The sequence below is a fragment of the Nocardioides glacieisoli genome (assembly GCF_004137245.1).
Classification (GTDB): Bacteria; Actinomycetota; Actinomycetes; order Propionibacteriales; family Nocardioidaceae; genus Nocardioides; species Nocardioides glacieisoli.
Window position 1 is genome coordinate 1 of the sequence record NZ_SDWS01000009.1, and the last position, 25,744, is coordinate 25,744.

A 25,744-nucleotide genomic window follows, 5' to 3' on the forward strand; every position below is an offset into this window, starting at 1 on the left:
CCACGACCGAACATCTCGGCCGCCTGGCGGGCTGTTGGCGTGCCGGCGTCCAGGTCGGCACCGGCGCCTACGAGTCGGCGTACGACCTCATCGGCGCCCTTGAACATGGCACCAGCGACGATCGACTGGTCGCGAGCGTTGCGCAGGTCGGGGTCGGCGCCGCGGTCGAGCAGCATGTTCACGGTGTCGGGACGATCGTGGTAGGCCGCCAGCATCAGCAACGAGTCGCCCGACTCGGATACCGCATTGACGGGGACGCCGTGGTCGAGGAACTCCTCCAACTGCTCAGTCTCACCGGCGCGGGCCAGGTCGAGGGCCAGCGAGAGGACGCGTTCGGTCTGCTCGGGCGTGAGACTCATCTGAGAAGTCTACGAGCACGTGCAGAACTCACCGATCATGTGTCGCTAACGCTGTAAAGACGGGAGTTCTTGGCCTTCCCCGCGCTCCGGGCCATCCCGTAAGCCGATGGCCGGCTGGACGCCTGTGGACGTGCTCAGTCGACACACCTCCGCCGGTGCCATGGCCGAGGGGCGGCGCCTCGACCTCGACAACCGATCGCGCTCTGAGGGCGAGGTGCGGACAGTAAGCCGATCGGGTCCCAGCACGCCTGCCGGGACCCGAGCACGGTCCGTGTGAGCCTCAGTTGTGGCGATCAGGACGCGAGGAGTTCCTTCATCGTCTCGATCTCGAAGGCCTGCGTCTTCTCGATGGTCTGGGCCAGGTCGACGGCGCCGGGGTTCTCGCCGTCTGCCTGCTCGGTCTGGGCCATCTCGATTGCGCCCTCGTGATGCTCGATCATCATCGACAGGAACATCTCGTCGAACGCCGACCCGGACGCAGACGCCAACTCCTCCATCTTGTCGGACGACATCATGCCCGGCATGTCTTCCATGCTGCCCGCCCGCCGTGGTCCATGCCACCCATGTCACCGCTGCCGGTGTCGGGGACGTCCTCAACGCCTCAGCCACGAGCTCATCTTCTCGGTCTCGGGCTCTTGGACGACACTGATGTCCGCGGCGAGGTCCTTCACCCCTTGGCTCTCGGCGTCGGGCCGGAAACTACCGATTCGCTCGGTGTGGTGAGGGATTCGCCCTCGCTTCCGATCTCAGGATACCCGTCCAGTACCGAGTAGCACGGGCCCAATGTGGACCGTAGGTGGTACCGGGTCGAATCACTCAGGCGAGCTCGGAGACAAGATCAATGATGTGACGCAGCAGCGGGACCGCGATCGACTGCTCCTCGGCGGTGAGGGATGTCCAGGCCACCGCCAACCGGTCGGCAACCAGGCCGCGCTTGGCGGCCAGGAGTTGCTCCCCGCGCTCGGTGAGCGTGAGTACGCGTCGGCGTCGATCGTCCACGGCTGGGATACGGCACAGCAGGCCGGCCGCTTCCAGCCCGGCGGCCTGTTGGGTCACCGTGGGTTGGCTCAGCAGCGTGTATGCCGAGATGGCGGCGATGCCCTCGCGACCACAAGCCTGCACGGCGTCCAGCAGTACCAGCTGTGGCACGGTGACGTCCTCGAAAAGCGGCTGCAGTCGGCCCCTGGTCCGCCGAGCGACTGCGAGCAGGGCCAGCACCGCATCGGCGAACTGTTCCCCGTCAGTCGTCGTCTGGTTCCGTGTACGGTCAACGCCGACCGCTTCGCCATCAGCACCCATACGCGCTCCCCTAGGTCGATGCCGCCGACTGACAGGACCGGCCGTCCAAGGCGGATCAGCAGTCGCGTGTGCCGTCACGCTACCGGCCGCCGCCGGCGGCTACCGCTCAGCAAGGCGTCAGGCGACTGTCTGCGTGCTCACTGGGCAATGTTGCTCATTGGGCAGGCCCGGTCATACTGAGGGCATGGATCGTGGGTTGCGGGACCTCAAGCGGGAGGCGACGGCGCAGGCGCTGGCCGAGGCGGCCTTCGAGCTGACCCGTGAGCGCGGGTTGTTCGGGTTTGTCACTGCGGACGTCGTGGAGCGGGCGGGCTACTCCCGGCGCACCTTCGCGAACCACTTCTCCTGCAAGGAGGAGGCAGTCGCCGCGGTCGCGTTCGGGGGTGTCGACGACGCCAGCGCGATCCTCGCCGACCTGCCGGAAGACCTGCCACTGCTCGATGCCCTGTTGTCCGTGATGAGGGATCAGTTCACCGCGGACACCTTGGTGAGGATGCGCGAGCTGATGGCCATGGCACGGCAGTACCCGACGCTCGAGCCGTACGTCCTCAGCGTTCAGCAACGCATGCGCCACACCGCCCAGGAGCTCTTGGGATCCGCAGCCGGGGACCGCTATCCCGCCATCTACGTGCCGCTGCTGTTCGGCGCCGTCTATGGCGCCGTGATGGCCGCCTTGGAGGGAACTCTCGACGTGCACCTGGACGGCGAGAACGACGCCACCCCCGCATCGATGGACTACGCCTCGTTCCTCGATCTCACCTTCGACTACCTGCGCCACGGCCTCTAGCCACCGCCGCCCCGCCCCCTCAAGGAGACCCAGAACCCATGTCCACATTCTTGTACCGACTCGGACGAACCGCATTCGGCCGGCCGTGGCTGTTCATTGCCGGTTGGGTGGCGGTCCTCGCCGCGGTCGTCGGTGCCGTGGCCATCAACGGGGTGAACGTCAGCTCCGAGATGAAGATCGAGGGCACCGAGGCTCAGACCGTGCTCGACCGCGTGGCCGATGAGCTTCCCGCGGCGTCGGGAGGCCAGGCCAGCGTCGTCTTCACTGTGCCAGGCGGTGAGCGCCTCGACACTCCGGAGCGTCTTGCGGTGATCAGCGGCACCGTCAGCGACGTCTATGCCCTTGAGAAGGTCGTCAATCCCCTGGACGCCGCTCTGGGTGCCGGGGAGCAGGGCGGACCGGGCACTCCTCAGGAAGGTGCTCCGGCCGATCCCTCAGCCGGGACGGAGCAGGGGCAGGCGCCTCCCTACCAGCCGCTGGTGGTGGACGGGGCCGCGGTGCCCGGCGTGCTGGTGTCCTCGGACGGGCAGGTCGCACTGTTCCAGTTCCAGTTCACAGTCGCCTCGACCTCATTGACCGATGACGACGTCACCTCGGTGGTCGAGGTGGTGGAGCGTGCCGAGCAGGGAACCGGGATCACCGTGCTCCCGAGCGACTCGCTCAAGGCCATCGAAATCCCGGTCGGTATTGGTGAGGTGATCGGTCTCGCCGTCGCCGCTCTCGTGCTGGTGCTCACCCTGGGTTCGCTGATCGCGGCCGGTCTGCCCCTGATCACCGCCCTGGTCGGCGTCGGCATCGGCGTGGGTGGCGCGTACGCGCTCTCCACGGCCGTCGAGATGAACTCCGCCACCCCCGTCCTCGGTCTCATGGTCGGCCTCGCCGTCGGCATCGACTATGCGCTGTTCGTCGTCAACCGGCAGCGACGGTTGATTCTCGATCGGGGACTCAGCGCGCAGGAGGCAGCGGGCAGAGCGGTCGGCACCGCGGGCAGTGCTGTGTTCTTCGCCGGCCTGACCGTCCTTATCGCGCTGACCGCTTTGACCGTGATCGGCATCGCCATGCTGTCCACGATGGCACTGGTCGCGGCGTCCACGGTCGCCTTGGCCGTGCTCATCGCACTGACCCTGCTGCCCGCCCTGCTGGGGCTGGTCGGGGAGCGGATCTGCTCCGACAAGGCCCGATCCCGGCGCCGCGCCAAGGTGGAGGCGGAGTCCCACAGCGTCGCCGACCACTGGGTCAAGGGCGTGATCAGGTTACGGTGGCCCGTCATCGCAGGAGTGGTCGCGATCCTGGGCGTGATGGCGATCCCCGCTGCCAGCATGAACCTGGGCATCCCCACCGGCGAGACCGCGAACCAGGACACCGCCGCCCGGCAGAGCCACGAGGCCGTCTCCCAAGGCTTCGGTGAGGGATTCAACGGCCCCCTCCTGGTCACCGCAGAGCCCACCGGCACCGCAGACCGCGTCACACCCGAGCTGACCGACAAGCTCCTCGCCGAGTTCCAGGACCGAGACGACATCGTGCTGGCCGCGCCGGTCGGCGTCAACGAGGCCGGCGACCTCGCCGTGTTCAGCATCATCCCCACCTCCGGCCCCAGCGACGAGGCGACCAGCGACCTCGTGAAGTCGCTGCGCGAGCCCGACAACGACATCGCCCAGGACAACCAGGTGCAGTTAGGCGTCACCGGGTTCACCGCCATCGGCATCGACATGTCCGACAAGCTCGCCGACGTCCTACCGCTCTACCTCGGCATCATCATCGTGCTGTCCGTCCTGATCCTGACGCTGGTCTTCCGCTCGATCGTCGTCCCACTCAAGGCCACCGCCGGCTTCCTGCTCAGCATCCTGGCCACCTTCGGCGCCACCACCGCCGTCTTCCAGTGGGGCTGGCTCAGCAGCCTCTTCGGGTTCGACACCGGCGGCCCGCTGATGAGCTTCATGCCGATCATCGTGACCGGCATCCTCTACGGCCTCGCCATGGACTACGAGGTCTTCCTGGTCTCCTCCATGCGCGAGGCACACATCCACGGCCAGCCAGCCCGCCAGAGCGTCGTGCATGGGTTCGACCAGGCCAGCCGCGTCGTCGTGGCAGCCGCGATCATCATGGTCGCGGTCTTCTCCGGCTTCATCTTCAGCCACGACATCATGATCAAGCAGATCGGCTTCGCCCTCGCCGCCGGCATCCTCATCGACGCCTTCATCGTCCGGCTGACCCTCGTCCCCGCGCTGATGGCCTTCTTCGACGAGCGAGCATGGTGGCTACCCCGCTGGCTCGACCGCCTACTGCCCGACCTCGACATCGAGGGCGACAAGCTCCTGACCATGCTCAACCAGCAGGCCGAGGCCACCGACCGACAAAGCATCGAGGTCAGCAACTGAGGGACCGAAGCGTCGAGAGACGAACGCCGGGGCACGTCCTGGAGGCCTCACCACACCGATCCGGACCGCAGCCAGGGCCCGAACGCAATCGACCACCAATCCCTGACGGCGCCTCGATCACCGAGGATCGCTCATCCAGGATGTCGGCGGTACTCGGCCCAGCGCTCGAGCATGCCCTCCGTCTCGCCGCGCAGGAACGCGATGAACTCTGTCGCCTCGGCCAATCGGTGGCCGCCGCCGTTCGCGCCGAGCTCGACGGCGGCGGACTCCACCACGGACTCCCACTGCTTGAGAACCGGGATCCAGGCGGCCACGATCATGCCGCACACGTCGCCCTCACAGACCCGGTAGAACTCGGCCCTCCTCCCGGGTTCGCGCTCCTTGACCACCATCCGTGTCGCGGTGAGATGCCGCACGGCCCCCGAGATTGCGGCCGGACTGACCCGGACCCCGTCCGCGAGCGCGGCGGCGGAGTAGCGGTCAGCGTCGTCGGCGAGCATGTAGGCCAACACCCTGGCGGACATCCGTGGGATCCCGGCTTCGTTCAGGATCAGGGCAATACGCTCGACCACGCGAAGCAGCCCCTCGCTCTCGTCCTGCCAGCGGCTCGGCAGCATCTGCTCAGCATCGCTCATCGAGCCAGGCCCATCCGGGTATGCCCGTTGGGATAGCAGCCCTCAGAGATCCCCCTGCGAACGCAGATCCTGGAGGCGTCCGGGCTGTGGGGGTCTGTTTCAAGGTCGGTGCCAGCCCCGGCGCCTCCAGGTCCGAGACCGGCCGGAAGGGGCGGGCCCGTCGTTGAGGTGCGCTGGATCGCGTTCGCGGAGGTACTCCTCAAGGTCGCCCAGCCCGCGGGCGATGTCTCGACGCAGCCTGCGTTCGGCGAAGAACCGTAGGCGGGGCGCAGGATGGTCGCGAACCCACTCGGTGTACATGAACTGCCCCATGCACCAGCATGCACCGAACGCGACGCTGCCAGCCACCAGCGTCCACCACACGACTGCCAAGACATCCCACAGGGCGTTCCCCAGCTGTTGCCATGCCGGCCCGTACGGATTCCCGTATCTCACCTCACCCACCTCCAGCCGTGGCGGCCGAACCCGGGGGATCGCGATCACCCGTAGGTAGCGGTCGGCGCCAGCCTACGCCGAAATACATAGGAGGAAAAGGGTAGAAGTAGAGGGTCCAGCCGCCCACGGCGCCACGCCTGTCCCTGCAGTGGGCGTGCAGTGGGCTACCGATGGCGTTCATCGCCCGGCGTTGCCGCGTCTGGCTGAGCGAGTTCGGCAGACCACCAAGAATCGGCGCACTCAGCATTGTCGCCTCCGCTTTGAGTCGTCGTTGCCCGGATGTCGTGTTGACCACGTATGCAGCCTCGTTGCCCTTCGAGCACCATCGTCCGACACTGTCAGGATGGCGGCACCGGCCTCGACGAGGTGACGCGGTCGCTGACCAGTGACGGACAGGCTGAATTTCATGAGGACTGCCACGCCCCGGCGTGTCGCGTCCGCTCTCCTGAGCCGCCAGCCCTTCGTCGACGGCCTTTGGACGGAAAACTAGGCGGGTGGGGTATGGAGCAACCTTCTGATGGAACGGCGGCCGTGAGCCCGGTCAGGGCACGACCAGGGCGCCGGCCGGGGCACAGTTCTACACGCGAGGAGATAGCTCAGGCAGCCCGCGAGCAGTTCGCCGCTGGAGGCTACGACCGCGTCACCCTGAGGGCGGTCGCAGCACAGGCGGGCGTGGATGCCGCCCTCGTGGCGTACTTCTTCGGCTCGAAACGAGAGCTGTTCGACGAAGTCGTCAACTCTTCTTCGGATTCGTCCGCGCTCATGGCTCGGCTCCTGGACGGGGACCCGAGGCTCGTGGGCGAGCGCTTGGCAAGACTGGTGATCGAGGCACTCGATGAGACGGGCCGGCGAGAGCGCATCCTCGGAACCCTCCGCACCGCGGCGGTCGAAGCCGACACCGCTCGCATGATTGGCGAGAAGTTCACCACTGATCTGCTGGAACCGGTCGTGTCCCATCTCGGGGTCGGGCAGGCACCATTGCGCGCCGCGCTCGTGATGTCGCAGATCCTTGGCCTCGCCTTGGCTCGCCACGTCGTCGGCCTCGAGGATCTGACCTCTGCAAGCCAGGACGAGCTGGTGGCCGCGCTTGCTCCCACGTTGCAGCGCTACTTGGTCGGCGACATCTCCTGACTGGCGTCCGGCTGTCCCCAAACATCGCCCACTTGCGATCTGCGTCTGGTGGCACTGCTGAGCCGCTACACCTGGAGGAGTAGCGCTTATCCCGGCGCCGCTCCGGCTCTGGCCACGCGAGAGACGCTGATGAGCCGGCTGTCGGTGGACACCTCGCTGTGGCTGGCCGGCGTTTTCATGTTCATCACCGGCGCCGGCATAGGGATGGTGATGCAGGTCCTCGTGCTGGCGACCCAGAATGCGGTGCCCCATGCCGACCTCGGCGTCGCCACCTCCGGCGCCACCTTCTTCCGCTCCCTGGGCGGCGCGATGGGAGTCGCCGTCTTCGGTGCACTGCTCACCCACCGGCTCCGCGACACCATCCCCGCCCAGCTGAAGGCGGCCGGGGTGAGCGCCGACCAGATGCCCGCCGGGTCCGCCCCCCCAGGGCAGCCCCGAGCAGATCGCCGCGCTACCCGAGCCCATCCATCTCGCGGTCACCAGCGGGTTCGCCGAGGCGCTGAAGACCACGTTCCTCGCCGCCGTACCGTTCGCGATCCTCGGGTTCGTCATCCTGCCGTTCCTGCGGGAGACCCCGTTGCGACAGACCCGGGGACACACCTCGGGCGAGGACCTCGCCGCCGCGTTCGAGACCTCCGTCGACCCCGACGCACATCTCACCGACGACGAAGACACCCCACGGCCCGAGAACCCCCCGCCCCCGGGGAGGCCACCCCGCCGTCGCTAGGCAGGCCCGGTCCCCCCGGCGTCCGCGCCCCCGTCGGCTGCGAGGATGCGCAACGCCTCGTCGGCATGGGCCTCCATCCGCAGCTCACTACGAATCACTCCCCGCACGCGCTGGTCGGAGCCGATCACGAAGGTGCTCCGCCGCGGCGGCAACCCGAGAAGATTCCGCTGCGCACCGTAGGCAACAGCCACGGCCCCCTCGGCGTCGGAGAGCAACCGGTACCCCAGGTCATGCTCGGCGTCGAACTGACGCTGACGAGCCACGGAGTCGCGGCTAACCCCCACCCTGGTCGCACCGGCCGCCGCGAACTCCGCAGCCAAGTCACGGAAATGGCAGCTCTCCGCGGTACAGCCCCGACTCATCGCCAACGGGTAGAAGAACAGCACCACCGGCCCGGCCACGAGCAGCCGACTCAACCGGACCGGAGTCTCATGCTGGTCGGGCAGCTTGAAGTCCGGAGCAAGGTCACCGACACCTATCGGTCCGCTCATCGACGACCCCATCCGGTACCGGCCAGTCGGTTCGGATCGCCGGACACGCCGCTCAGCCCAGGTCGAACAGCGGGTCGGTCAGGGTGAGCCCCAGATCAGGGCCGGCCCAGCCGAACAGGACCAACACCATCAGCGCCGCCCCGGCCAGCGCCAGGTCTTTGAGGAACTGGGTCTGCTCCATCATCCGCTGCTGAGGATCCTCGACGCCCCACGGGCCGTGCATGACCACCGCCGTCGGAACCAGGAAGACCACCAGGAACAGCGCGCCCAGGTCGCCCCATACGCCCAGCAGGACCATCAGTGCGCCGGCCACGATCAGCAGCCCCGTCCCGAAGACCGCTGTCGGGGCGAGCGCCTGAGGAACCCCGCGCGAGGCCGTGTACTGGGCCATCATCTTGGTCTGGGTCAGGTGCCCGAATCCCGACATCAAGAACAACGCGGCGAACAGGATGCGCCCCACCAACACGAGTACGTCCACGGTCAGCCACCAGACCTTCCACGTCGAGGTGCGGAGCAGAACTGTGGGCCGTCCGCTCCATGGCCATCCTAGCCACAAAACTTACGTATGGTAAGTACTCTTCGTAAGTGGTGTTGAAAGTGGGTGTGCCCTGCGACGACGTGACCCCGCCGCGCGTGGTGTCCGGCCAAAGGTTCCTCGCGACGAACCGAAACGTCATGATGGACCAGTGACGCAGCAGAGCAGCACTCCCGGACAATGGCCGCCTGGCCACTGCCTCGGCCTGCAGCAAGCGCTGGAACTCATCGGCGGCAGATGGACGGGCAGCATCCTGCTCGCAGTGCTCTCCGGAGCCCGGCGGTTCAGCGACATCCGCGTCGCCGTGCCTGGCGTATCGGATCGGCTGCTGTGCGACCGCCTGCGCCGGCTCGAGGCCGAGGGACTCCTTGAGCGTCACACCGCCACGGATCCGGGCCTGGTCGGGTATTCCCCGACCGCGGCAGCGCAGGCGCTCGTGCCCGCGCTACGCGCGTTGTCAGACTGGACCACGCATTGGAGGGGCGGGACCGGGCGCGAATCCGACACCGGGCCCGGCCGTTGAATCCGAGCGCCGTCCTGAGCTGTTCGTGCTGCTCAGGTTGTACCAACCGCTGCCGAGACTCTGAGGCAACCGCCACCAGGATCGGCACCCACGGGACTGCAGACCTTCGGAACACGAGGCGTCGGGAAGTACGGCGCCCGACGATGGGCCCGTCATCGCGGCATGCCCTGGTTGAAGTGGGTCACGTCCACCGAAAGGAAGAGGGCCGTGGCGGAGGCGACACGCGACCCTCCGAGCTGCTTCATGTCGGCTTCCATGAAGAGCTTGCGCCCTTCTGTCCGGACGACCCTGGCCGCGAGATCGTAGGTGGTGCCGAGGATGACCGGTGAGTCGTAGAGCACCTCGAGCTTCCGGGTCACCGCAGGACCGCCCGTGAGGTAGAGCAGGAACCCGAAGAGGTCGTCGAAAACGGTTGCTACGGCACCGCCGTGGGCAATCCCGGGGGCGCCCACGTGACGTTCGTCGAAGACGTGGGTCGCGTGCACCTCCTCGCCTCGACGACGGGCGGTGAGGTGGTGGCCGTGTGGGTTGTCGGGGCCACAGGCGAGGCAGTGGGTGTGGTGCGGCGGAAGCTGAGCACCATCAGCGTGCGGCCGGAACTTCTCGTTCCAGCTGGCGAGGAGCTCCTCCATGCTGCTCACAGCGGCTCACTCCGCCGCTGGTCGCGACTGCCAGGTGTCGCGAGACCGTCGAGGACCAGCTCGCTGACCGCGGCAGACAAGCGCGCTGCGTCGGCGGATGGGTCGGCGGACGGCCCCTCCACGGCCGCGCTGAGGCCAGCGAGGGTGATGGCACCGAAGACGCTCAAGGCCACGGCGCCCGGATCGGCGACCTGGCGCAGCGACCCGTCGGAGACACCCTCAGCCAATAGTTGCTCGATCGGTTCGTAGAAGGCAGTCCGCAGTGCCGCCGCCAACTCGGGCAGCCGGGTCGCGCGTCCGAGGTCGCCGACCAGTGCCCGACACAAGGACGGGTGCTCGAGCATCACGCCCAGCTGCGCTTGCACAGCCGCCTCCAGTCGGGTCCGCGCGTTCTCCTCGCTCGCCACCGCAACACCGACCGCCCCGGCGATCATGTCCAACAGGTCGCCGAGGAGAAACTCCAGCACCGCGTTCTTGCCGTCGAGGTGGTAATAAATCGTGGCCTTGGGGATGCCCGTGGCCTCAGCGATGTCTTCGATCTTGGTGCCGTCCAGACCGCGCTCCGCGATCAGCTCCGCCGCCCCGTAGAGCTGACTGGCCAACTTCGCTGGAAGCTTCCTCATCCCACACGTCTCCGTTCACTTGCCGCCCAGCTCGGGAGGTCACGGCTCTCGACCTACGCGACATCGTAGTTGTACTTCCAGTACAAACCATGAGTTCAGGAGATGACGTGGTCAACCGAGCGACCTCGGGTGGGCGGCACGCCCGTCGCCCCCACCCACCTGTCCGTACTCGACGTCGATCACACCGAGGGCCGCTGATGAAGGAGCGACCGCGAAGGAGATGTTCGGGGAGCGACCAGCCACTGACCGATAGCCCGTTCGACGCCGAGGTGATCGCCGATCCCTATCCCCTCTACCGAGAGCTGCGCGCCAACGCCCCGGCCCACTGGTCGCGCAAGGCCAACTCGTGGGTCCTCCGCCGGTACGACGACGTCTCCGCCGCGCTCGCCGACCCGGCGACGTACTCCTGGCAATAATGCATTTGACCCCGGATGACCTCCTCGCATTCAACACACACGAGCCGAGCCAAGGTCATCCTCAAGGGACGATGCCCCCTTGCCTGCGGGCGACTGATGCTGGTTCAAGGCATAGCGATCCACCAGGACACATGTGCCTCGCCGGGACTCGGCGGAGGTGGTCAGAACGTGCAGCGACGAACCAGCCAGCATCCAGGGTTGTGCCGAGGTTGAGCAGGCGATCGGATCATCGTTCTCGCAGAGCGCGTTCCTCCTGCGCTTGCCCGCGTCCACCTCGGGGAGGTTGCCGACGAGCACTCGGTCGAGCTTGTCGATCTGGCGCGCACTGTGATAGCCACCGCCGTCGGGTGCGCCATCACCAAGGTTGCCCCAAAGACAGGCGCCCGACGTCGTGGAGATCCTCGACCAGGTATGTGGCGATCTGCTGTCGTAGGCACAACCGTACGGTGCGGATTGGCATTCCAATGTGAGACACATCCTTCTCGATGCCCCACGAGAACGTCCCGCCCACCTCCTCCTCGTTTGCTCCTGGTCAGCGCGGAGTCGCTGATTCAGTACAACCGGGACCTGCGGATGGTATTCGGGGCGACCACCTACCGGGCCCATGCCCAGATGCTCGCCGCAGGCGACCAGATCGAGTAACTCGGACACATGGGTCACCCCCATGCCGGGCCTTCTCGCCCATTGTGGCGGCACCCCTGGTCCCGTTGGCCGAACGCCTATCGGTCTCCGGCCCGGCATCGAGACGGTCAATGCGTGGGCGTCGCGATCACCGATTGAGGATACCCCTGTGGGACATCGGCGTCTCGCCGTTTCCGTTTGCGTTTCAGCGCTCTTTGGGGTTCGGCTCGCGGGACAGCCCAAACGGTTAAGACGTTTTCACCTCCGCGCTGGTACGTGGCGGGAGCACTCCGGCCACTGTTGGTGTGGCACTTACCAACTGCAGTCCGTGCGCATGGTCATCCGGCCCGAACAGGCGATGACCGGAGCCAAGCACGAGCGGGTAGATCATCAGGAGCAACTCGTCGATTAAGCCACAGCGACCATCCTCAACCGGAAACTGAACCGTCGCATCAGACTTCGATCGTTAGCCCGGGGGTGGCCACGGCGATCTCTCCGGAGAACTCTCGGCGAGCCGCCTGCCGCAGCCGGTCAGTGCTCTCGCCGGGCCAGACGTGGCACAACACCAGCTGGCCGACTCCTGCCTCGGCGGCGACCTTTCCGCGGTCGCGGGCGCTGCTCAGTCCCTCGGCCGACTCCGTGGGTACCTCGTCGACGAAGCTCGCTTCGGCCAGGAGTGCGTCGGCACCGCGAGCCAGGTCGACGGTGTCGGGACTCGCACCCGCGTCGCCGGTATAGGCGAGCAGGCGACCGCCGGCGCTAATGCGGACACCGAGGTTCGAGACGAAGTGCGGGAGCTCGACCGAGGTTACCGTGAAAGGACCGATCACCACCTCTTGCGCCGATAAGAGAACGGTCAGGGTCCAGTCATCGGCGAGCATCGCGCCGTCGAGACTCAGCAGCGCGTCGAGCGCGCCCGAGGGTGCGTGGATAGGCAGCTGGCCGGGTGGGTCGTCAGCGAGGTGCCGCGCGCGCAGCAACGGGTTGAGGTCGGCGCAGTGGTCGGCGTGACCGTGAGTGACCAGCACGGCGTCGACGTCCTCGGGCGAGACGTACTCCACCAGCCGGGACATGGTCGCGTGCCCTGGGTCCATCAGCAGGTGGAAGTCATCGTGCTCGACCAAGTAGCCGCTGCACGCTCGCTCCGGGGTGGGGTACCCACCCCCGCCTCCCAGCACGGTCACTCGCATGCTTGGAGGATACGTCGTTCACGGGGCATCACTTGTTGTGGTGCTTGCCATTCTCGAGCGTCAGCGACCCGAATGTCATGACGTTGTCGGCGCACCCCCGACGTTTGGGCTCTGGGTCGGGGCTCACCGAGTGCAGGTGGTCAGCGGCCTTGACCGTTCGATGCTTCTCCGATGATCAGCAGAATCAGTGATGCGAGCACGGCGAGGGTCAGGACCGTCGAGGCCATGGCGGGGCCGCGTCCGCGGCTGCCGGTGGTGTACTCGCCGTGCTCGATCTCGCGGTTGACACGGCGGTAGCGTCGGGTGCCGTAGAACAGTCCGGCAACGCCGACCACGATGAGCACTGCCCCGGCGGCGATGGTGTAGATGGTGGTGGCGTCGCCGAAGGTGGCCACGGCCAGGCCGAGCACCATGACCCCACCCGCGGTGCGGAGCCAGGCTAGGTAGGTGCAAGTAGTAGCCGCGTTCATCGACGCCAACCGCGACGATGTCGTCGCGGGCCGGCGCCTGGGGGTCGGGGTCATCTGCCGCATGCTGCAGGTGGCCCCGAGCAGCTACTACGAGTACAAGAACCGCCACCCTCCGCCCGTGTCCAGCGCGACGCCGTCATGGCCCCGGTCGTGCGTCAGCTCTGGGAGGACAACTACCGCGTCTACGGGGCCCGCAAGATCTGGAAGGCCGCCCACCGTGGTGGCCACGACATCGGTCGCGACCAGGTCGCCCGACTCATGCGCGCCGACGGTATCGAAGGGGCCCGGCGCACCAAGCGGGTCCGCACCACCAAGCCAGACCCCGGTGCGCCACGCCACCCCGATCTGGTGGGTCGTGACTTCACCGCTGCGGCACCTAACCAGCTGTGGGTCACCGACCTGACGTTCGTGCCGACCTGGGCCGGGATCGCCTACGTCTGCTTCATCATCGACGTATACTCCCGCACCATCGTCGGGTGGAGGGCCGCCTCGCACATCAGGACCACGATGGTCCTCGACGCGATCGAGATGGCCCGCTGGTCACGCGGCACCCAGCTGGCCGGGCTGCGGTGTCACAGCGACGCTGGGTCGCAATTTACGTCGATTCGGTATGGCGAACGCCTGGCCGAGATTGGCGCGGTTCCTTCGATCGGGGCCGTCGGAGATTCCTACGATAACGCTCTCGCTGAGACCGTGAACGGCTACTACAAGGCCGAACTGATCCGCGGCCCAGCTCGTGAAGGTCGGCCCTGGAAGACGGTTGAGGACGTCGAGCTCGCGACCCTGTCGTGGGTCTACTGGCACAACCACGAGCGCCTTCACGGCTACCTCGACGACGTACCGCCAGCAGAGTTCGAGGAGACGTTCTACGCTCGAGCTAGGACCGACCAACCCCTGGTCGAAATCCAATAGCCCGAGCCTCCATCAGACCCAGGGCGAGTCAAGGGTCCCCGACGCCGCAGCCTCGACGTGAGCCGACGAGTCCACATCCCAACCACCTTCGAAACTGGTGCAGTCTCTGGGCGAGCTGATCGCCCGAGGTCCCAGGAGACCCGTCCGCAGGCGCTTGCGGAATGGGGTCACGCGCCGGAGGTTTGATGCCGCTCCTGTTTGAGTCCAGGAGGACGAGCACCATGCCAAGAAAGATCGATGACGAGCTGAGATCCGGTGCTGTGCGACCGGTCAATGATCATCAGGGCGAGTGCTCCTCGACCGCGGACATCTGGCCAGCTCACGTTGTCGGTCGACGGCCATGGGATCGCACGCCCCGAAATTCCTCGGGGTACTTCCGCGGGTGCTCCCCGTGATGCTGACGCGAAGCACGGCTAAACGACCAGCTCGCCCTGCAGGCAAGGGTCGTCGCCGCTGGGGCGACGACCCTTGGCGGCGTCCCTGCACTCGTGAGTCCGGATGATCTTCAGGGACCACGCAGGTCAGCTGACGGTCAGGGTCAGCTTCTGCATCACGGGCATCTCGCCGTCGAGCACCGGCAGGTCGACGCCTTCGACATCGGGGAACTCGTAGGCCCCGATCTCGCCGTCGTCGACGTGCAGCATCGGCCAGTAGTCGCCGGTGGCGACGGTGTCGTCGAGCTCGACGACCACGTCACTGCTCTCACCCTGCTCGACCTGGACGGTGCCGACGACCGGTCCGGGTTTGCCGTCGACGTCACTGTGCACTGCGATCCAACCCTGCTCGACACCCTCGAGGCTGACGGAGCTCACGGTCAGGGTGCTGCCGTCACCGTCTTGGTCGGCTGCCTCGACCGTGCCGGTAGTCGTGGTGGAAGAATCCTCGGCGGGGACAGCGGTGGACGACTCGTCGTCGCTACCACAGCCGGCCAGGACGAAAGCCAGGAACAGGCTCGAGATGACAGCGGCGCTGCGCCGCGCGGTCAGGTTACGCATGGTGATCTCCTTGGTGTGGCTTTTCATTACTGAACGGTCAGAGTGCCGGTCATCGACGGGTGGATCTCACAGACGAAGTCGTAGGTCCCGGGCTTGTCAGGAGCGGTAAACGTGCCCGGCGAGCTGTTGTCGAAGCTGCCTGTGTCGAAGGAGCCGTCGATCGCGGTCAGGGTGTGCGCTTCGGCGTCGCTGTCGACGACCTCGACCTCTTGGCCAGGCGCGACGGTGAGCGGCGCGAATGCGTAGTCCGCCACGGTGTAGGCCACCCCCTCCGGCAGCACATCACCCGACGCGCCGTCCGGCGTAGCGGACGAGACGGGGGCGGGCGAGGACGAGGGCTCCTCCGACGAAGACCCACAGGCCGTTAGAAGGAAGAGGACAGGGACGATCAGAGCCTTCAGGACGTGTCGCGAGACCTGGGGTCGGTCCAACGGAGCCGGACGGATCACTCTCATGCGGGGGCGCCGTTGATACGGAAGTCCACGGTCTCGACCTTGGAGGCGACGCCGATGGCTTCGAGGTCGCGGCGGTCGATGCGTCCGTCGGCGTTCTGGTCGGTGACGACGGCGGGTGCGTCGTTGTAGATGCCGTCGTGGTTGAGGTCGTCGATGACGGCGACGGTCAGCGTGGTGGTGACGTCCTTGCCGGCGATCGGGGCGCCGACGATCCAGGTGTCCCAGATCTCGACGTCGTTCTTGGAGCGGTCGGTGACTCCGGTGAGGTTGAACAGGTTGGCCAGGTTGGTTCCGGGCCCGGAGAAGCCGGGGAGGGTGCTGTTGGTGGTGCTGGTGAGCACGACCAAACCGGGCATCCGGTCGTCGGCACCGGTCGAGAAGCTACCGGGGAAGGGAGCGGTGTTGTTGTGCGCGGCCGGCCCGGTCAACTGGTTGGCGGTGAAGCCGGTGCCTGCGAGCGAGGTGTCATTGAACTCGATCTCGAGGTCGACGAACCACCCGGCTCCGGCGATGCCGGCGTTGTCGCCGCGTGCGGGGGCGAGGATCTCGACGTCCACGGACTTGGCCGCGTCATGGCGGTCGCGGTGCCCAGGCCCAGGGGCGGCGGAGGCCCCACCGGCGGTGGCGGCGTAGGTGCCGCCGAGCGCCGCGGTCACGGTGAGGGCGGTGAGGGCAGTGGTCATCTTCTTCATTGGTGGGTCCCTTTTCGTCGGATGTCACGCAGGGGTACGCCGTCGCCGGCGGATCGGTTCACCGGGTAGTGGCGGAGATCACGAGATCACCGTCGGAGTCGGTGACCCGCACCTGGGCGACATCGCGCGTGACGAACGCCGAGGCCCCGGTCACGCGCGCTTCGCCGTTGCCGGTCGATCCCCAAGTGGCGACCTGCTGGCGCTCTCCTTCGGGTGAGACCAGCCAGGCGACGAACTGCTCGTCTTGTGGGAGCCCCCGCAGGTCGAGCTCGACCGACGTGCCCCACGGCTTGGCGCTCAAGGAGGCCGCACCGGTGGCGCTCACTCCCGCCGGTGCGCTCAGGGCGAGAGTCGTAGCGAGGGGTGCGTCGGGTTCGAGGACCACCGCCGTGCCGACACCCGCTCCCGCCACCAGCACGACCGCGGCGGCAGCGGTGAGGAGCAGCCGGCGACGATGCCGACGGGTCCGCAGGGCTCCGATCGCGTCACCCAAGGCAGCATCGGAGGTTTCGCGGTGTGCTGATGACGGCGCCCCGGCCCGCAGCAGCGCCGGCAGCCCGGCGTACGTCGCGAGCTCGTCGCGGCACGAGGCGCAGGTCGGGAGATGGGCCTCGAGCCGAGCCCGGTCGTCGGCGTCGAGACCGCCCAGGACGTAGGGGCCCAGCAGCTCGCGCAGCCGGGTGTGAGCGCGGTCCTCCTCGTGCTGGTTCATCGCTCGACTCCCATCTCTTCGAACGCGGTCCGCAGGATGCGGATCGCGTAGTACGAGCGTGACTTCACGGTGCCCGGGCGCAGCCCGAGGGTGCTGGCGGCCTCGGTGACGGTGGCGCCGCGGTAGTAGAGCTCGTCGACCACGGCCCGGTGCTCGGGTGAGAGCCGGTCCAGTGCCTGCTCGACGACATAGGCGTCGACCAGCGCGTCGGCGCGGTCACCGACCGACTGGGCTGCCACGGTGTCGTCGTCGCCGATGAGTCGTGGGCGGCGCTCGTCGGCGCGCCACAGATCGATGACCAGGTTGCGGGCCACCGCGAACAGGTAGGCCCGCGGATCACCGCGACTCGGATCGATCCTGTCGAGGTTGCGCCAGCCGCGCAGCATCGTCTCCTGCACGACGTCCTCGGCGCGGCCCCGGTCATCGACCAGGCGCAGCACGAAGGTCATCAGGGCCGTCCCGTGCCGTAGGTAGAGCTCGGTCAGCACTCGCTCATCGGCCCCGGCCGACCTACCGGGTGCCCGCGAGCCGGGGAGCAGCGATCTCACGGGTTTGGGTACGACCCGCTTTCGGGATCGGTTCACCGTGTCGCGCCGTGCACGACGGCTCCGTGAGGGCTCACGGGGCAGCGAAGCGCTTGAGGCGTTGGAGCATCGCGTCGAGGACCGGACCGGCCTGGTCTGTGGCGAAGATGTTCTGCGCGTGGGCCGTGCCCGGCAGGATCGTCACCTCGTTCTCCTCACCGGGGGAGGACGCGGCCAGCTCCGTCGAGACGTTGGCCACGGGCTCGTCCTCGCTGGCCACGAAGAGCTTCGGCTCCTCCCCGAGACCGTCGACCGTTGCGTTCGGCGATAGCAAGATCAGCTGATCGGCCAGCGATGGGTCCTGGCTCGCGAGATCGAGGATGGCGTCGGCCCCAGCGCTGGCCCCGACGAGCGCGACGTCGGCGACTCCCTCGCCCTGTAGCTGTTCCACGGCGTCGCGAATCGCATCGGGGTCGATGTCCTCGACAGCGATCACGCTCGCTCCCTGGTCGGCGATCGCGACGGCTTGCTCCTCCCAACTGGCCGCGTTGAAGGCGGCGCCATGAGCGAGGACAACTCCGTAGTCTCCCTGGCCCCACCTCGACGCCGGGGCGCCGGCGACGGAGATGGTCTGCCCTGAGGAGTCACCGGTGGAACCGGTGCTGGCCGTCTCCGGCGATCCTCCGCAACTCGCCAGGGCCAGGACAAGGACCGGTGCGAGTGCCGTTCTCTTCAGGGTTCCGAGCATGTCCACCACACTAGGTCGCTGTGCACGGAATGCTCATCTGTGTGACCGTCCCTTGCCCGCCACGCGTAAGCCGTCGTACACCACGCCTGTGGACTCAACTGTGGGCTGTTCGCCCGCAGAGATCTGCGGCTCGTTCCAGAGCGGCGGTGGTTCGCTGGAGGGCTTCCTGGCGCCGGTGTCCGTTGGCAGGTGAGGGATGGGGAACGGCCAGGGTCGGGACGACGACCGGGTGCTCGGCGAGCGTGAGGTACCTCATCCACCCTTCAAGTGCCGCGCCGCCGAAGGTCACGACCACCCGGAGGTCGACCAGTTCGGCGAGCAGCGCGCTCAAGGCCGGCCGGGCGTCTTCCAGGTCATCGACCCGGGGGGCGCGGAGTCGACCTTCAGGTCCGGTCAGGGCCCAGGGGACGACGTTCCACCGCAGGCAGCGAGCCTGGTCGAGATTGGAGGAGGTCAGCGCCCGGTGAACCTGTCGGGTGGTGGGATCGTCGTTGTCGAGCGAGCTGAAGCCGAGGTCGCCCGCGGCGACCGTTCTGGGGCCGGGCGCCTCCATCAGTAGCAGCACCTGGGCCTTAGTTCCTGCACCGTCGGGGTCGAACCAGGGCACGAACCTGGAATTGCTCGGACCTTCTAACCGCCACCGTTCGGCCAGCTCGTTCAAGCGGCCAACCGGGTCGTCGTGGACGCGCGCTCGTTTGCTGGCAGGGTCAGGCAGCACGGTGTCCGCTCCAGCCCACGGGCGCAACACCGACAGCCAGGCAGATGCCCGCGAATCCGGCGGCCACCGGGAGGGGGAACGCTTGCTCATCCCGTACATGCGGCGGCGACGTCACAAGAGAAACCCTATGCCGAACCAGCGGTGAGCCATGTGCCCGCACCCGGCTCCACTTCGTGGGCCACCAGTTCATTGTGGAGGCGCTCTGGTGGTCAGCGCTCAGCCGCACGCGCGATCGCGACGAGGTCACGCACGGCCCCGGCCGGCGGGTTCTTGGTTCCGACCCAGACGGCGCGGAAGTACCGTCGCAGATCGAGGTCCAGTACCGCCACGACGCTCAGGCTCCCGGAATCCACGTCGCGCGCGACGACGCGACGGCACCGCCGGCGCTGATGGCGAGCAGCACGTCCCACTGCGACGTGAACAAGGAAGGCAACCGGTGGACCGTGCCGGTGAGCCTGTCACCGGACGTATCGGGATCGATCGGCAGATCGCCGACGTCGGGGTAACTATTTTCGGGCACACGAACTCCTACCTGTCTCAGGTAGGGACTGTTGGTGGCCTGCCGCCACGGTTGTCGGCGAGCCCCACCGCCATCGTGTGCGCTCATTCTAACCAACTGCGACACTCACCGGCGAACCCGGACACCCCGAACACATCAGCGCGGACCGCCCAGCGTTTGGGATCCCCGACGATCACGCCGAAGGGTCGGGCCAAGTTGGGCCAGGTTGGGCGCAGGAGTGCCCGAACCACACGACCCACCCACCGCGGGGTTGGTCGAACCGACCACCACCCCTTGCCCGTCATGCGCCGGTGAGCTGTACGCCGGCGTAGGCGACCCCCGCGACGAGGACCCATGACATGAGGCCGAGCACCAGCGCGCGGCCTCCGGTGCGCCGCAGCACCGGGAGGTGGATCCCGGTGCCCAGACCGACCAGGGCTGCGGCGAGCAAGACCTCCTGGAGGACCTTCGCGCCGTGCAGGACCGGATCGGGCAGGAGCCCGGTGCTCGCGACGGCGATCGCTGCCAGGAAGCCGGCGACGAACAGGGGAAGCAGCGGTGGGCGGCGCCCCGTCGCCGCCGCGGGGGTGCGACGCCGCAGCGCAACGGCGGTCCCGGCGACCAGCGGGGCGAGGAGCACGACGCGGCTGAGCTTGACGACGACCGCGGTCGTCAGGGCTCCCGGTACGCGGTCGGCTGTCGCCACGGTCTGGCCCACGTCGTGCACGCTTGCGCCGACCCAGCTGCCGAACGCAGCAGGGTCGAGCCCGAGGGGCTCACGAAGCAGCGGGAGCAGCACGATGGCCAGGCTCCCGCACAACGTGACGAGCGCGATTGCGACCGCCGTGTCGTCCTCGTCCCCGCCGGCGACCTCCTCCATCGCGGCGACGGCCGAGGCGCCGCAGATCGAGAAGCCGGTGGCGACGAGCAGGGACCGGGCCGGCGGCACACCCAGCAGCCGCCCAAGCAGGCGCGTTCCGGTGAACGTGACCGTGACGGTGGTGACCACGACGAGGGCACCGCGCGGCCCCAGGTCGAGCAGCTGTTGCAGCCCCAGCTGCAGGCCAAGCAGCACGACGGCCAGGCGCAGGAACCGGTGTGAGGCGACGTGGGTGCCGACGTGCAGGGAGGGGTGGTGCAGCCCGATGTTGACCGCGATCGCGCCGATGACCACAGCAACGGTGGAGGGGTTCACCGCTGGGACCAAGGCATGCACGCCGAACGCGACGCCGGTGGCGGTTGCGACGGCGAGCAACCCAGGTACCGGACTGCGGTGCCCGGGCTCGGGAGTGGGCGGGCAGGACGGGCGGCAGCGGCTGCCGGTGCGGTGTCGGTGGACAGGGGCTTCGTGGGCCGTGGTCACAGGCATTCTCCTTCGTCGGTACTTCCAGCCTGCGCCGGCAGACGGGCGCTCGGTAGACATCCTGGATCGATGACGTCATCCACCGGACTGATGGCGGGCTCTAGAGTGGGTCGATGACTCTCACCCGGGTGCCCGACCTCGACACCCTGTCGCTGCTCCTCGAGATCGCTGCCAGCGGCAGCCTGAGCAAGGCCGGTGCCTCCCGCGGGCTAAGCCAGCCTGCCGTGAGCGCACGGGTGCGCGGACTCGAACGGCTGGTCGGGTTCGCGGTCCTCACTCGCTCGGCCCGTGGCTCGAACCTCACCCCCAACGGTGCACTGCTGGCCGAGTGGGCACGTGGGGTCCTCGCTGCTGCGGACGTCCTCGAGGCGGGCATCGCGTCCCTGCGCAGCGACCGCATCGCGCGGCTGCGGGTCGCGGCGAGCTTGACCGTGGCCGAGCATCTACTGCCGAGCTGGCTCGTCGTGCTGGCCGCCACGCATCCGGACACCGCCGTCAGCCTGACCGCAGGCAACAGCGACACCACGGCGGCCGCGGTTCTCGCGGGCGACGCCGACCTCGGCTTCATCGAGGGCCCCGACCTTCCCTCCGGCCTGTCTGCTCAGGTCGTGGCGACCGACCGGCTCGTGGTCGTCGTCGCGCCCGCTCACCCGTGGGCCCACCGCCGTAGATCGGTAGAGGCTGAGGAGCTGGCCGCAACGCGGCTGGTGCACCGCGAAGCCGGGTCGGGGACCCGCACCGCGCTGGACCGAGCCCTGACCCCGTTCGGCACCCCCACCCAACCCCTGCTCGAGGTGTCGACCAGCAGCGGCGTCCGCTCCGCAGTCATCGCCGGAGCCGGCCCGGCCGTGCTCTCCGACCTGGCAGTGCACGACGACGTCGCAGCCGGCCGCCTAGTCCAGGTCCCCGTTCACGGAGTCGACCTCGACCGCTCGCTACGTGCCGTCTGGCTCACCGGCCAGCGACCGGTCGGCCCGGCAGAGGACCTGCTTCGGCTTGCAGTCCCCGAGAGGCCACGAGCCCGGCGTCTACCCCGGAGCAGAGCGCGAGTTCGTTGAGGATCGCTGGCGCTACCGTGACTCGCGCGAGCTGGTCAACGCGCCACAAACTACTGGTCACAAAGAGCGCGACCGCAGCAGGATCGGCTCGCGGAGCGTGCCAGTGCAGGATCGGCTCGCGGAGCGCGCCAGTGCAGGATCCGTCATCGGTACGCGCACTCAACGCCAGCCGGACTTACAACCCGCCCCAGCACGCCGGCACCTAACACGACTTCGCATCACGATCACACGCATCGAGGACTACGCGGCGGCCGGAGCGGCACCGTTGTGCTTCGACCGCCGCGCTCGCTCCGGCTACCCCACGACTCCAGCGGTGGCGTGACTCAGCCGGTGGTCAGAGTGCCGTGTACAACGCCTTCTCGAAGTCGCCGTAGAGCTTCCAGGCCTCATGCTCAGTGATGAAGGGCAGCGAGTTGGTGTAGATCGAGGCGCAGATCCCGGTGCTCCGGTCGATGAAGAAGTGGGTGTTGAACAGACCGGCCCAGGCGCCGCTGCCTGCCTTGCGGCCGCCGGGTGAGTCGGCGCCGTTGAGCATCAGGCCGTAGCCCCACTTCCAGCCGGGACCGGCGTGGAGCGTGTCGGTGATCGCCGGGTCGGCGGTTGCGATCTCGGCGGGGAAGTCGAGGTCGCCGATCTGGTTGCTGAACGCCGCGTCGACGGTGCCCTCCTCGAGGATGCGGGTGCCGTCGAGCTCCCCGCCGCGGAGCAGGGCGCGCTCGAAGCGGATGTAGTCGCGCGGGGTGGAGTAGAGGCCGTGGCCGCCGGCCCACCAGTCGGGCTCGGGGTTGAGGATGCTGCCGGCCGAGCCCCACGACCCGTCCTCGCCCTTGACGTGGACCGTCACCGCGTTGTCGCGCTGGGCGTCGCTGGGGTGGAAGGTCGTGTTGCTCATGCCCAGGGGGCCGGCGATGCCCTCCTCGATCACCGCATCGAGCTGCTTCCCAGCCACCGCCTCGACGACCCGGCCGAGCCAGTCGGTGTTGATCCCGTAGACGAACTTCTCGCCGGGGTGCGCGGTCATGGGCGCCTTGAAGGCGTCCATCGAGCCCGGCACCACGTTGGGGATCCCGGTCGCCGCTTCGTACTTCACGAGGTCGTCGTTCCAGAACCAGTAGCCCAAGCCGCTGGTGTGGGTCACAAGCTGGTGGACGGTCGGCGGAGTACGTGGAGCGACCAGGATCGGCTCGTCGCCGTCCCAGCCTTCAAGGACCCTCACGTCCGCGAAGTCCGGCACGTAGTCCGCGACGGGGGCGTCGAAGTCGAGGTCGCCCCGCTCCTTCTGCTGCAGGGCGGCGGTGGTGCACACCATCTTGGTCATGGACATGATCCGGAACTGGGTAGACGTCCCGACCGGGTCGTCGGACTCGCCGGCGATCCGCACGCCAGCCCCACCCTCGTAGAAGACGCCGTCGGCATCCGCGGCGATGGCGGCGACGTGCGGCACCGCCCCGTTGTCCACGCCCTGCCGAAGCACGGCGTCGATCGCCGCGCCGTCGATGGTCCTCGTCATGATGCGTCCTCCTCGTGGTGGGCGCCGGCGTTACCGGTCGCTGTGGCTCACCGTGCTCCTCCGGCGGCGCGCAGGGAACCGCCGTCGCGACGCAGTTCGGTGTGCTCGGACCGCCATCTGGCGGGTCGCATCTCGCGAGTTGCACATTCGTCGGGTCGACCCCTGTCGCGGACGTCCGTCCGGGGCTAGCGTGACGAGGGTGACGAACGTCGTACGCCCCGAGTTCGACCCCGAGCTCAAGGCCGGACTGGCCATCGTGGGGGGCATGTTCCCGCCCACGATCACGCCCGACCTCATCGACTTCATGCGGGTGTCCTACGCCTCGGCCCCACTCGACGACCTCCTCGCCGAGCGCGGGATCGGACGGGTCGACCTGGAGGTGCCGGGGCACGAGGGGACTGCCTTGGCCGTCTCGGTGCTGCGACCGGCCGGGGCCACCTCCGGTCGCCCCGGAGTCCTCTACGCCCACTCCGGCGGGCTGATGTTCGGCGACCGGTTCAGCGGCATCGACCTGGTCCTCGACTGGGTGGACCGGCTGGGCGTGGTCATGGTGACCGTCGAATACCGCCTCGCCCCCGAGTTCCCCGATCCCTATCCCCGCGAGGACATGTACGCCGCCCTCGAGTGGACCGCTTCCCACTGCGAGGACCTCGGGATCCGCTCCGACCGGCTGCTCGTGGCCGGAGCGAGTGCCGGTGGCGGGCTGGCCGCCGGCCTCGCCCTCGCTGCACGCGACCGTGGGGGACCGCGGCTGTGCGGCCAGGTGCTCGACTATCCGATGCTCGACGACCGGGGCACCACAGCGTCGACAGGTCAGTTCGACGGGATCGGCGTGTGGGACCGGGTGAGCAACGAGACCGGCTGGGGCGCCCTGCTCGGGGCGCAGCGAGGAGGCGATCAGGTGTCGCCGTACGCCGCACCGTCGCGGGCCGACGACCTGTCGGGGCTCCCGCCGGCCTTCATCGACGTCGGGGCCGCCGAGATCTTCCGCGACGAGGCCATCGACTATGCCGACGCCATCTGGCGGGCCGGCGGCAACGCCGAGCTGCACGTGTGGGCAGGCGCGTTCCACGCCTGCGACATCTTCGCCCCGCACACAGCAGTCGGGCGCTCGATGATCCAGGCGCGCGACACGTGGGTGGAGAAGATCCTCGGTGACTGAGCGGGAGAAGAGCTGACGTGCAGGAGCTGTTGGGCCGCATCGCGCGTCTCGATCCCAGCGCCAGTCTGGGGTTGCGGGTGATCGCCTGTTTCGACGAGCTGGTCGTCGGCAACGTCAACACGCGTGGCCTCCTCGCCGCCGCTGCATCGCTGGCCGGGTGCTCGGCCGGCTTCCGCCAGGAGCACCCGCGTCGGGTGCTGCGCGTGAGTCCGCGCGGGAGCGTGGTGGACGGTGATCCGCCCGAGCTCGACGCCGAGTTCATGGCCCCCGCCTCGGACGGCCTGGTCGTCTGGCTCGAGCGCGAGGGTGAGGCGCTGCCCAACGACGCGATCACACTTGAACGGCTCGCGCTGGCTGTCCGGATTCGGCACGGTCGCGGTCGGCGCGACCACGACAACCGGCGCCACCTCGGGCTGCTCACCGACCTCGACGTGGCCGCGGAGGAGAGGATCGCCGCGGCGGTCGCCCTCGGTCTCAGCGCCACCGGTCGCTACCGCGTGGCGGCCGCGCCGCTGTTCGCCGTGTGGGTGCGCCACCCGGACGGTCCGGAGGACGTCATTCCCACCCGGCACGGGCCCATCCACGCGATCGTCCTGCCCGAGTCCTACGACGCGTTCGAGGCCAGTCCCTGCGGGGTCGGGATGGTCAGCTCGGTCGACGAGCTCCACCACTCGTTCCGCACCGCGATGGTCGCGCTCCGGTTGTGCGCACCACCGGACGACGGCCTCGTCTGCGCCGACGTCTACGGCGGACTGATCGACATGCTGGCCGACACCCCGGAGGACGCTCACCAGCCCGATGTCGCGCGGATGGATGACGTGGCGAAGCACCCGTGGGGTCTCACGACGGTGGCTGCCATCTTGGCGACCCAGTCGGTGCGCGAGGCAGCGCGCCGGGCTGGAGTACACCACAGCACGCTGAGCACCCGGGTGGATGTCATCTCCGCTGCCCTGGGCTTCGACCCGCTCGACGGGTTCGGTCGTGCCCGCCTCGGCCTGGCCTACCTCAGCCACCGCCTGCGCCGCTCGAAGGTGCTCGATCTACCTGCGCCACCCTTCGGCACCTGACGAAATCGCGACACCGGCCGAGGCGACGCCGGTCGACACGATTGGTCAATCGGTTGATAAGCCACGTT

Annotated in this window: 28 protein-coding genes and 1 pseudogene; 10 read left to right on the top strand and 19 right to left on the bottom strand. The window is 68.2% G+C overall.

Annotation, left to right across the window (positions count from 1 at the left end; translation table 11 throughout):
- The 3 genes from EUA06_RS17625 to EUA06_RS17635 all read right to left on the bottom strand — a co-directional run.
- Positions 1-359 (bottom strand): ankyrin repeat domain-containing protein (locus tag EUA06_RS17625; protein WP_165354432.1); only part of this gene is annotated, 359 nt, incomplete at its 3' end.
- A 293-nt stretch (positions 360-652) separates the two neighbouring features.
- Positions 653-892: a DUF305 domain-containing protein gene (locus tag EUA06_RS17630; RefSeq protein WP_372456056.1), complete on the bottom strand. Its 240-nt coding sequence runs from the start codon at positions 890-892 to the stop codon at positions 653-655.
- 283 nt (positions 893-1,175) lie between these two features.
- Positions 1,176-1,658, bottom strand: a complete 483-nt coding sequence (locus EUA06_RS17635; protein WP_129478242.1) for a MarR family winged helix-turn-helix transcriptional regulator — start codon at positions 1,656-1,658, stop codon at positions 1,176-1,178.
- Between the two features lie 184 nt (positions 1,659-1,842).
- Here EUA06_RS17635 and EUA06_RS17640 point away from each other — a divergent pair, with 184 nt between their 5' ends.
- Both EUA06_RS17640 and EUA06_RS17645 read left to right on the top strand, forming a co-directional pair.
- Positions 1,843-2,445 (top strand): TetR/AcrR family transcriptional regulator, encoded by a 603-nt coding sequence (locus tag EUA06_RS17640; RefSeq protein ID WP_129478245.1) that lies wholly within the window; start codon positions 1,843-1,845, stop codon positions 2,443-2,445.
- A 38-nt stretch (positions 2,446-2,483) separates the two neighbouring features.
- Complete coding sequence (locus EUA06_RS17645; protein ID WP_129478247.1) at positions 2,484-4,823, top strand: MMPL family transporter; 2,340 nt, start codon at positions 2,484-2,486, stop codon at positions 4,821-4,823.
- Between the two features lie 131 nt (positions 4,824-4,954).
- Here the strand turns inward: EUA06_RS17645 and EUA06_RS17650 are convergent, their stop codons facing one another.
- Positions 4,955-5,458: a GbsR/MarR family transcriptional regulator gene (locus EUA06_RS17650; RefSeq protein ID WP_129478249.1), complete on the bottom strand. Its 504-nt coding sequence runs from the start codon at positions 5,456-5,458 to the stop codon at positions 4,955-4,957.
- A 936-nt stretch (positions 5,459-6,394) separates the two neighbouring features.
- On the opposite strand from EUA06_RS17650, the gene EUA06_RS17655 reads away from it, so the two are divergent.
- On the top strand, positions 6,395-7,024 hold the full coding sequence (locus tag EUA06_RS17655) for a TetR/AcrR family transcriptional regulator (RefSeq protein WP_207083445.1): 630 nt from the start codon (positions 6,395-6,397) through the stop codon (positions 7,022-7,024).
- 723 nt (positions 7,025-7,747) lie between these two features.
- On the opposite strand, the gene EUA06_RS17665 is transcribed toward EUA06_RS17655, so the two are convergent.
- Together EUA06_RS17665 and EUA06_RS17670 are read right to left on the bottom strand one after the other, a co-directional pair.
- A complete protein-coding gene (locus EUA06_RS17665) occupies positions 7,748-8,242 on the bottom strand; it encodes a peroxiredoxin (protein ID WP_129478253.1) in 495 nt (164 codons plus the stop codon).
- Positions 8,243-8,294: 52 nt separating this feature from the next.
- Positions 8,295-8,720 carry a DoxX family protein gene (locus EUA06_RS17670; RefSeq protein ID WP_129478255.1) on the bottom strand — a complete coding sequence of 142 codons (426 nt, stop codon included), beginning with the start codon at positions 8,718-8,720 and terminating at the stop codon, positions 8,295-8,297.
- 208 nt (positions 8,721-8,928) lie between these two features.
- Between EUA06_RS17670 and EUA06_RS17675 the strand changes: the two genes are divergently transcribed.
- Positions 8,929-9,300 carry a winged helix-turn-helix transcriptional regulator gene (locus EUA06_RS17675; protein ID WP_207083443.1) on the top strand — a complete coding sequence of 124 codons (372 nt, stop codon included), beginning with the start codon at positions 8,929-8,931 and terminating at the stop codon, positions 9,298-9,300.
- 152 nt (positions 9,301-9,452) lie between these two features.
- Here EUA06_RS17675 and EUA06_RS17680 read toward each other — a convergent pair whose 3' ends face one another.
- The gene (locus EUA06_RS17680) at positions 9,453-9,932 is read right to left on the bottom strand and encodes a PaaI family thioesterase (protein ID WP_224276416.1); all 480 of its coding nucleotides are present in this window, start codon (positions 9,930-9,932) and stop codon (positions 9,453-9,455) included.
- A 5-nt stretch (positions 9,933-9,937) separates the two neighbouring features.
- The gene (locus tag EUA06_RS17685) at positions 9,938-10,564 is read right to left on the bottom strand and encodes a TetR/AcrR family transcriptional regulator (RefSeq protein WP_129478259.1); all 627 of its coding nucleotides are present in this window, start codon (positions 10,562-10,564) and stop codon (positions 9,938-9,940) included.
- A 197-nt stretch (positions 10,565-10,761) separates the two neighbouring features.
- Here EUA06_RS17685 and EUA06_RS17690 point away from each other — a divergent pair, with 197 nt between their 5' ends.
- The gene (locus EUA06_RS17690) at positions 10,762-10,980 is read left to right on the top strand and encodes a hypothetical protein (RefSeq protein WP_224275792.1); all 219 of its coding nucleotides are present in this window, start codon (positions 10,762-10,764) and stop codon (positions 10,978-10,980) included.
- A gap of 1,073 nt (positions 10,981-12,053) precedes the next feature.
- On the opposite strand, the gene EUA06_RS17700 is transcribed toward EUA06_RS17690, so the two are convergent.
- On the bottom strand, positions 12,054-12,791 hold the full coding sequence (locus EUA06_RS17700; protein WP_129478263.1) for an MBL fold metallo-hydrolase: 738 nt from the start codon (positions 12,789-12,791) through the stop codon (positions 12,054-12,056).
- Positions 12,792-12,931: 140 nt separating this feature from the next.
- Positions 12,932-13,324, bottom strand: coding sequence for a YidH family protein (locus EUA06_RS17705; protein WP_129478265.1), 393 nt, complete (start codon positions 13,322-13,324; stop codon positions 12,932-12,934).
- Here EUA06_RS17705 and EUA06_RS17710 point away from each other — a divergent pair.
- A pseudogene (locus EUA06_RS17710) lies at positions 13,242-14,173 on the top strand (IS3 family transposase); the annotation flags it as partial. The gene EUA06_RS17705 and the pseudogene EUA06_RS17710 overlap by 83 nt on opposite strands.
- Before the next feature lie 521 nt (positions 14,174-14,694).
- On the opposite strand, the gene EUA06_RS17715 reads toward EUA06_RS17710, so the two are convergent.
- The 7 genes from EUA06_RS17715 to EUA06_RS17745 form a co-directional block, all read right to left on the bottom strand.
- On the bottom strand, positions 14,695-15,168 hold the full coding sequence (locus EUA06_RS17715) for a DUF7282 domain-containing protein (RefSeq protein WP_129478267.1): 474 nt from the start codon (positions 15,166-15,168) through the stop codon (positions 14,695-14,697).
- Between the two features lie 26 nt (positions 15,169-15,194).
- Positions 15,195-15,434, bottom strand: coding sequence for a cupredoxin domain-containing protein (locus EUA06_RS17720; protein WP_211253534.1), 240 nt, complete (start codon positions 15,432-15,434; stop codon positions 15,195-15,197).
- Positions 15,435-15,619: 185 nt separating this feature from the next.
- Positions 15,620-16,315, bottom strand: a complete 696-nt coding sequence (locus EUA06_RS17725) for a hypothetical protein (RefSeq protein ID WP_129478269.1) — start codon at positions 16,313-16,315, stop codon at positions 15,620-15,622.
- A 58-nt stretch (positions 16,316-16,373) separates the two neighbouring features.
- Positions 16,374-17,027 carry a zf-HC2 domain-containing protein gene (locus EUA06_RS17730; RefSeq protein ID WP_129478271.1) on the bottom strand — a complete coding sequence of 218 codons (654 nt, stop codon included), beginning with the start codon at positions 17,025-17,027 and terminating at the stop codon, positions 16,374-16,376.
- Positions 17,024-17,515, bottom strand: a complete 492-nt coding sequence (locus tag EUA06_RS17735) for a sigma-70 family RNA polymerase sigma factor (protein ID WP_056604303.1) — start codon at positions 17,513-17,515, stop codon at positions 17,024-17,026. The genes EUA06_RS17730 and EUA06_RS17735 overlap by 4 nt, the downstream gene beginning before the upstream one ends.
- A gap of 130 nt (positions 17,516-17,645) precedes the next feature.
- Positions 17,646-18,299: an alpha/beta hydrolase gene (locus EUA06_RS22770; RefSeq protein WP_207208416.1), complete on the bottom strand. Its 654-nt coding sequence runs from the start codon at positions 18,297-18,299 to the stop codon at positions 17,646-17,648.
- A gap of 94 nt (positions 18,300-18,393) precedes the next feature.
- Entirely contained in the window at positions 18,394-19,107 is a 714-nt protein-coding gene (locus EUA06_RS17745; protein WP_165354435.1) for a uracil-DNA glycosylase, read from the bottom strand.
- A gap of 83 nt (positions 19,108-19,190) precedes the next feature.
- Here EUA06_RS17745 and EUA06_RS22535 point away from each other — a divergent pair, with 83 nt between their 5' ends.
- Positions 19,191-19,523, top strand: coding sequence for a hypothetical protein (locus EUA06_RS22535; RefSeq protein ID WP_165354436.1), 333 nt, complete (start codon positions 19,191-19,193; stop codon positions 19,521-19,523).
- Positions 19,524-19,817: 294 nt separating this feature from the next.
- On the opposite strand, the gene EUA06_RS17755 is transcribed toward EUA06_RS22535, so the two are convergent.
- Positions 19,818-20,939, bottom strand: a complete 1,122-nt coding sequence (locus EUA06_RS17755) for a YeiH family protein (protein WP_340640797.1) — start codon at positions 20,937-20,939, stop codon at positions 19,818-19,820.
- 53 nt (positions 20,940-20,992) lie between these two features.
- On the opposite strand from EUA06_RS17755, the gene EUA06_RS17760 reads away from it, so the two are divergent.
- The gene (locus tag EUA06_RS17760; protein ID WP_129478277.1) at positions 20,993-21,937 is read left to right on the top strand and encodes a LysR family transcriptional regulator; all 945 of its coding nucleotides are present in this window, start codon (positions 20,993-20,995) and stop codon (positions 21,935-21,937) included.
- A gap of 334 nt (positions 21,938-22,271) precedes the next feature.
- On the opposite strand, the gene EUA06_RS17765 is transcribed toward EUA06_RS17760, so the two are convergent.
- The gene (locus EUA06_RS17765; RefSeq protein ID WP_107705825.1) at positions 22,272-23,447 is read right to left on the bottom strand and encodes a serine hydrolase domain-containing protein; all 1,176 of its coding nucleotides are present in this window, start codon (positions 23,445-23,447) and stop codon (positions 22,272-22,274) included.
- A gap of 199 nt (positions 23,448-23,646) precedes the next feature.
- Here EUA06_RS17765 and EUA06_RS17770 point away from each other — a divergent pair, with 199 nt between their 5' ends.
- Positions 23,647-24,609, top strand: coding sequence for an alpha/beta hydrolase (locus EUA06_RS17770; protein ID WP_198652364.1), 963 nt, complete (start codon positions 23,647-23,649; stop codon positions 24,607-24,609).
- Positions 24,610-24,686: 77 nt separating this feature from the next.
- Entirely contained in the window at positions 24,687-25,676 is a 990-nt protein-coding gene (locus EUA06_RS17775; RefSeq protein WP_207208417.1) for a helix-turn-helix domain-containing protein, read from the top strand.
- Positions 25,677-25,744 lie beyond the last annotated feature (68 nt).

Bases quoted from the DNA above. Each gene is read 5' to 3' on its own strand.
- EUA06_RS17765 (WP_107705825.1), bottom strand. From the start codon at position 23,447: ATGACGAGGACCATCGACGGCGCGGCGATCGACGCCGTGCTTCGGCAG.
- EUA06_RS17715 (WP_129478267.1), bottom strand. From the start codon at position 15,168: ATGCGTAACCTGACCGCGCGGCGCAGCGCCGCTGTCATCTCGAGCCTG.
- EUA06_RS17745 (WP_165354435.1), bottom strand. From the start codon at position 19,107: ATGAGCAAGCGTTCCCCCTCCCGGTGGCCGCCGGATTCGCGGGCATCT.
- EUA06_RS17645 (WP_129478247.1), top strand. From the start codon at position 2,484: ATGTCCACATTCTTGTACCGACTCGGACGAACCGCATTCGGCCGGCCG.
- EUA06_RS17665 (WP_129478253.1), bottom strand. From the start codon at position 8,242: ATGAGCGGACCGATAGGTGTCGGTGACCTTGCTCCGGACTTCAAGCTG.
- EUA06_RS17700 (WP_129478263.1), bottom strand. From the start codon at position 12,791: ATGCGAGTGACCGTGCTGGGAGGCGGGGGTGGGTACCCCACCCCGGAG.
- EUA06_RS17705 (WP_129478265.1), bottom strand. From the start codon at position 13,324: ATGCGGCAGATGACCCCGACCCCCAGGCGCCGGCCCGCGACGACATCG.
- EUA06_RS17655 (WP_207083445.1), top strand. From the start codon at position 6,395: ATGGAGCAACCTTCTGATGGAACGGCGGCCGTGAGCCCGGTCAGGGCA.
- EUA06_RS17635 (WP_129478242.1), bottom strand. From the start codon at position 1,658: ATGGGTGCTGATGGCGAAGCGGTCGGCGTTGACCGTACACGGAACCAG.
- EUA06_RS17730 (WP_129478271.1), bottom strand. From the start codon at position 17,027: ATGAACCAGCACGAGGAGGACCGCGCTCACACCCGGCTGCGCGAGCTG.
- EUA06_RS17725 (WP_129478269.1), bottom strand. From the start codon at position 16,315: ATGAAGAAGATGACCACTGCCCTCACCGCCCTCACCGTGACCGCGGCG.
- EUA06_RS17690 (WP_224275792.1), top strand. From the start codon at position 10,762: ATGAAGGAGCGACCGCGAAGGAGATGTTCGGGGAGCGACCAGCCACTG.
- EUA06_RS17680 (WP_224276416.1), bottom strand. From the start codon at position 9,932: ATGGAGGAGCTCCTCGCCAGCTGGAACGAGAAGTTCCGGCCGCACGCT.
- EUA06_RS22770 (WP_207208416.1), bottom strand. From the start codon at position 18,299: ATGCTCGGAACCCTGAAGAGAACGGCACTCGCACCGGTCCTTGTCCTG.
- EUA06_RS17650 (WP_129478249.1), bottom strand. From the start codon at position 5,458: ATGAGCGATGCTGAGCAGATGCTGCCGAGCCGCTGGCAGGACGAGAGC.
- EUA06_RS17640 (WP_129478245.1), top strand. From the start codon at position 1,843: ATGGATCGTGGGTTGCGGGACCTCAAGCGGGAGGCGACGGCGCAGGCG.
- EUA06_RS17630 (WP_372456056.1), bottom strand. From the start codon at position 892: ATGGAAGACATGCCGGGCATGATGTCGTCCGACAAGATGGAGGAGTTG.
- EUA06_RS17760 (WP_129478277.1), top strand. From the start codon at position 20,993: ATGACTCTCACCCGGGTGCCCGACCTCGACACCCTGTCGCTGCTCCTC.
- EUA06_RS17685 (WP_129478259.1), bottom strand. From the start codon at position 10,564: ATGAGGAAGCTTCCAGCGAAGTTGGCCAGTCAGCTCTACGGGGCGGCG.
- EUA06_RS17755 (WP_340640797.1), bottom strand. From the start codon at position 20,939: ATGTCTACCGAGCGCCCGTCTGCCGGCGCAGGCTGGAAGTACCGACGA.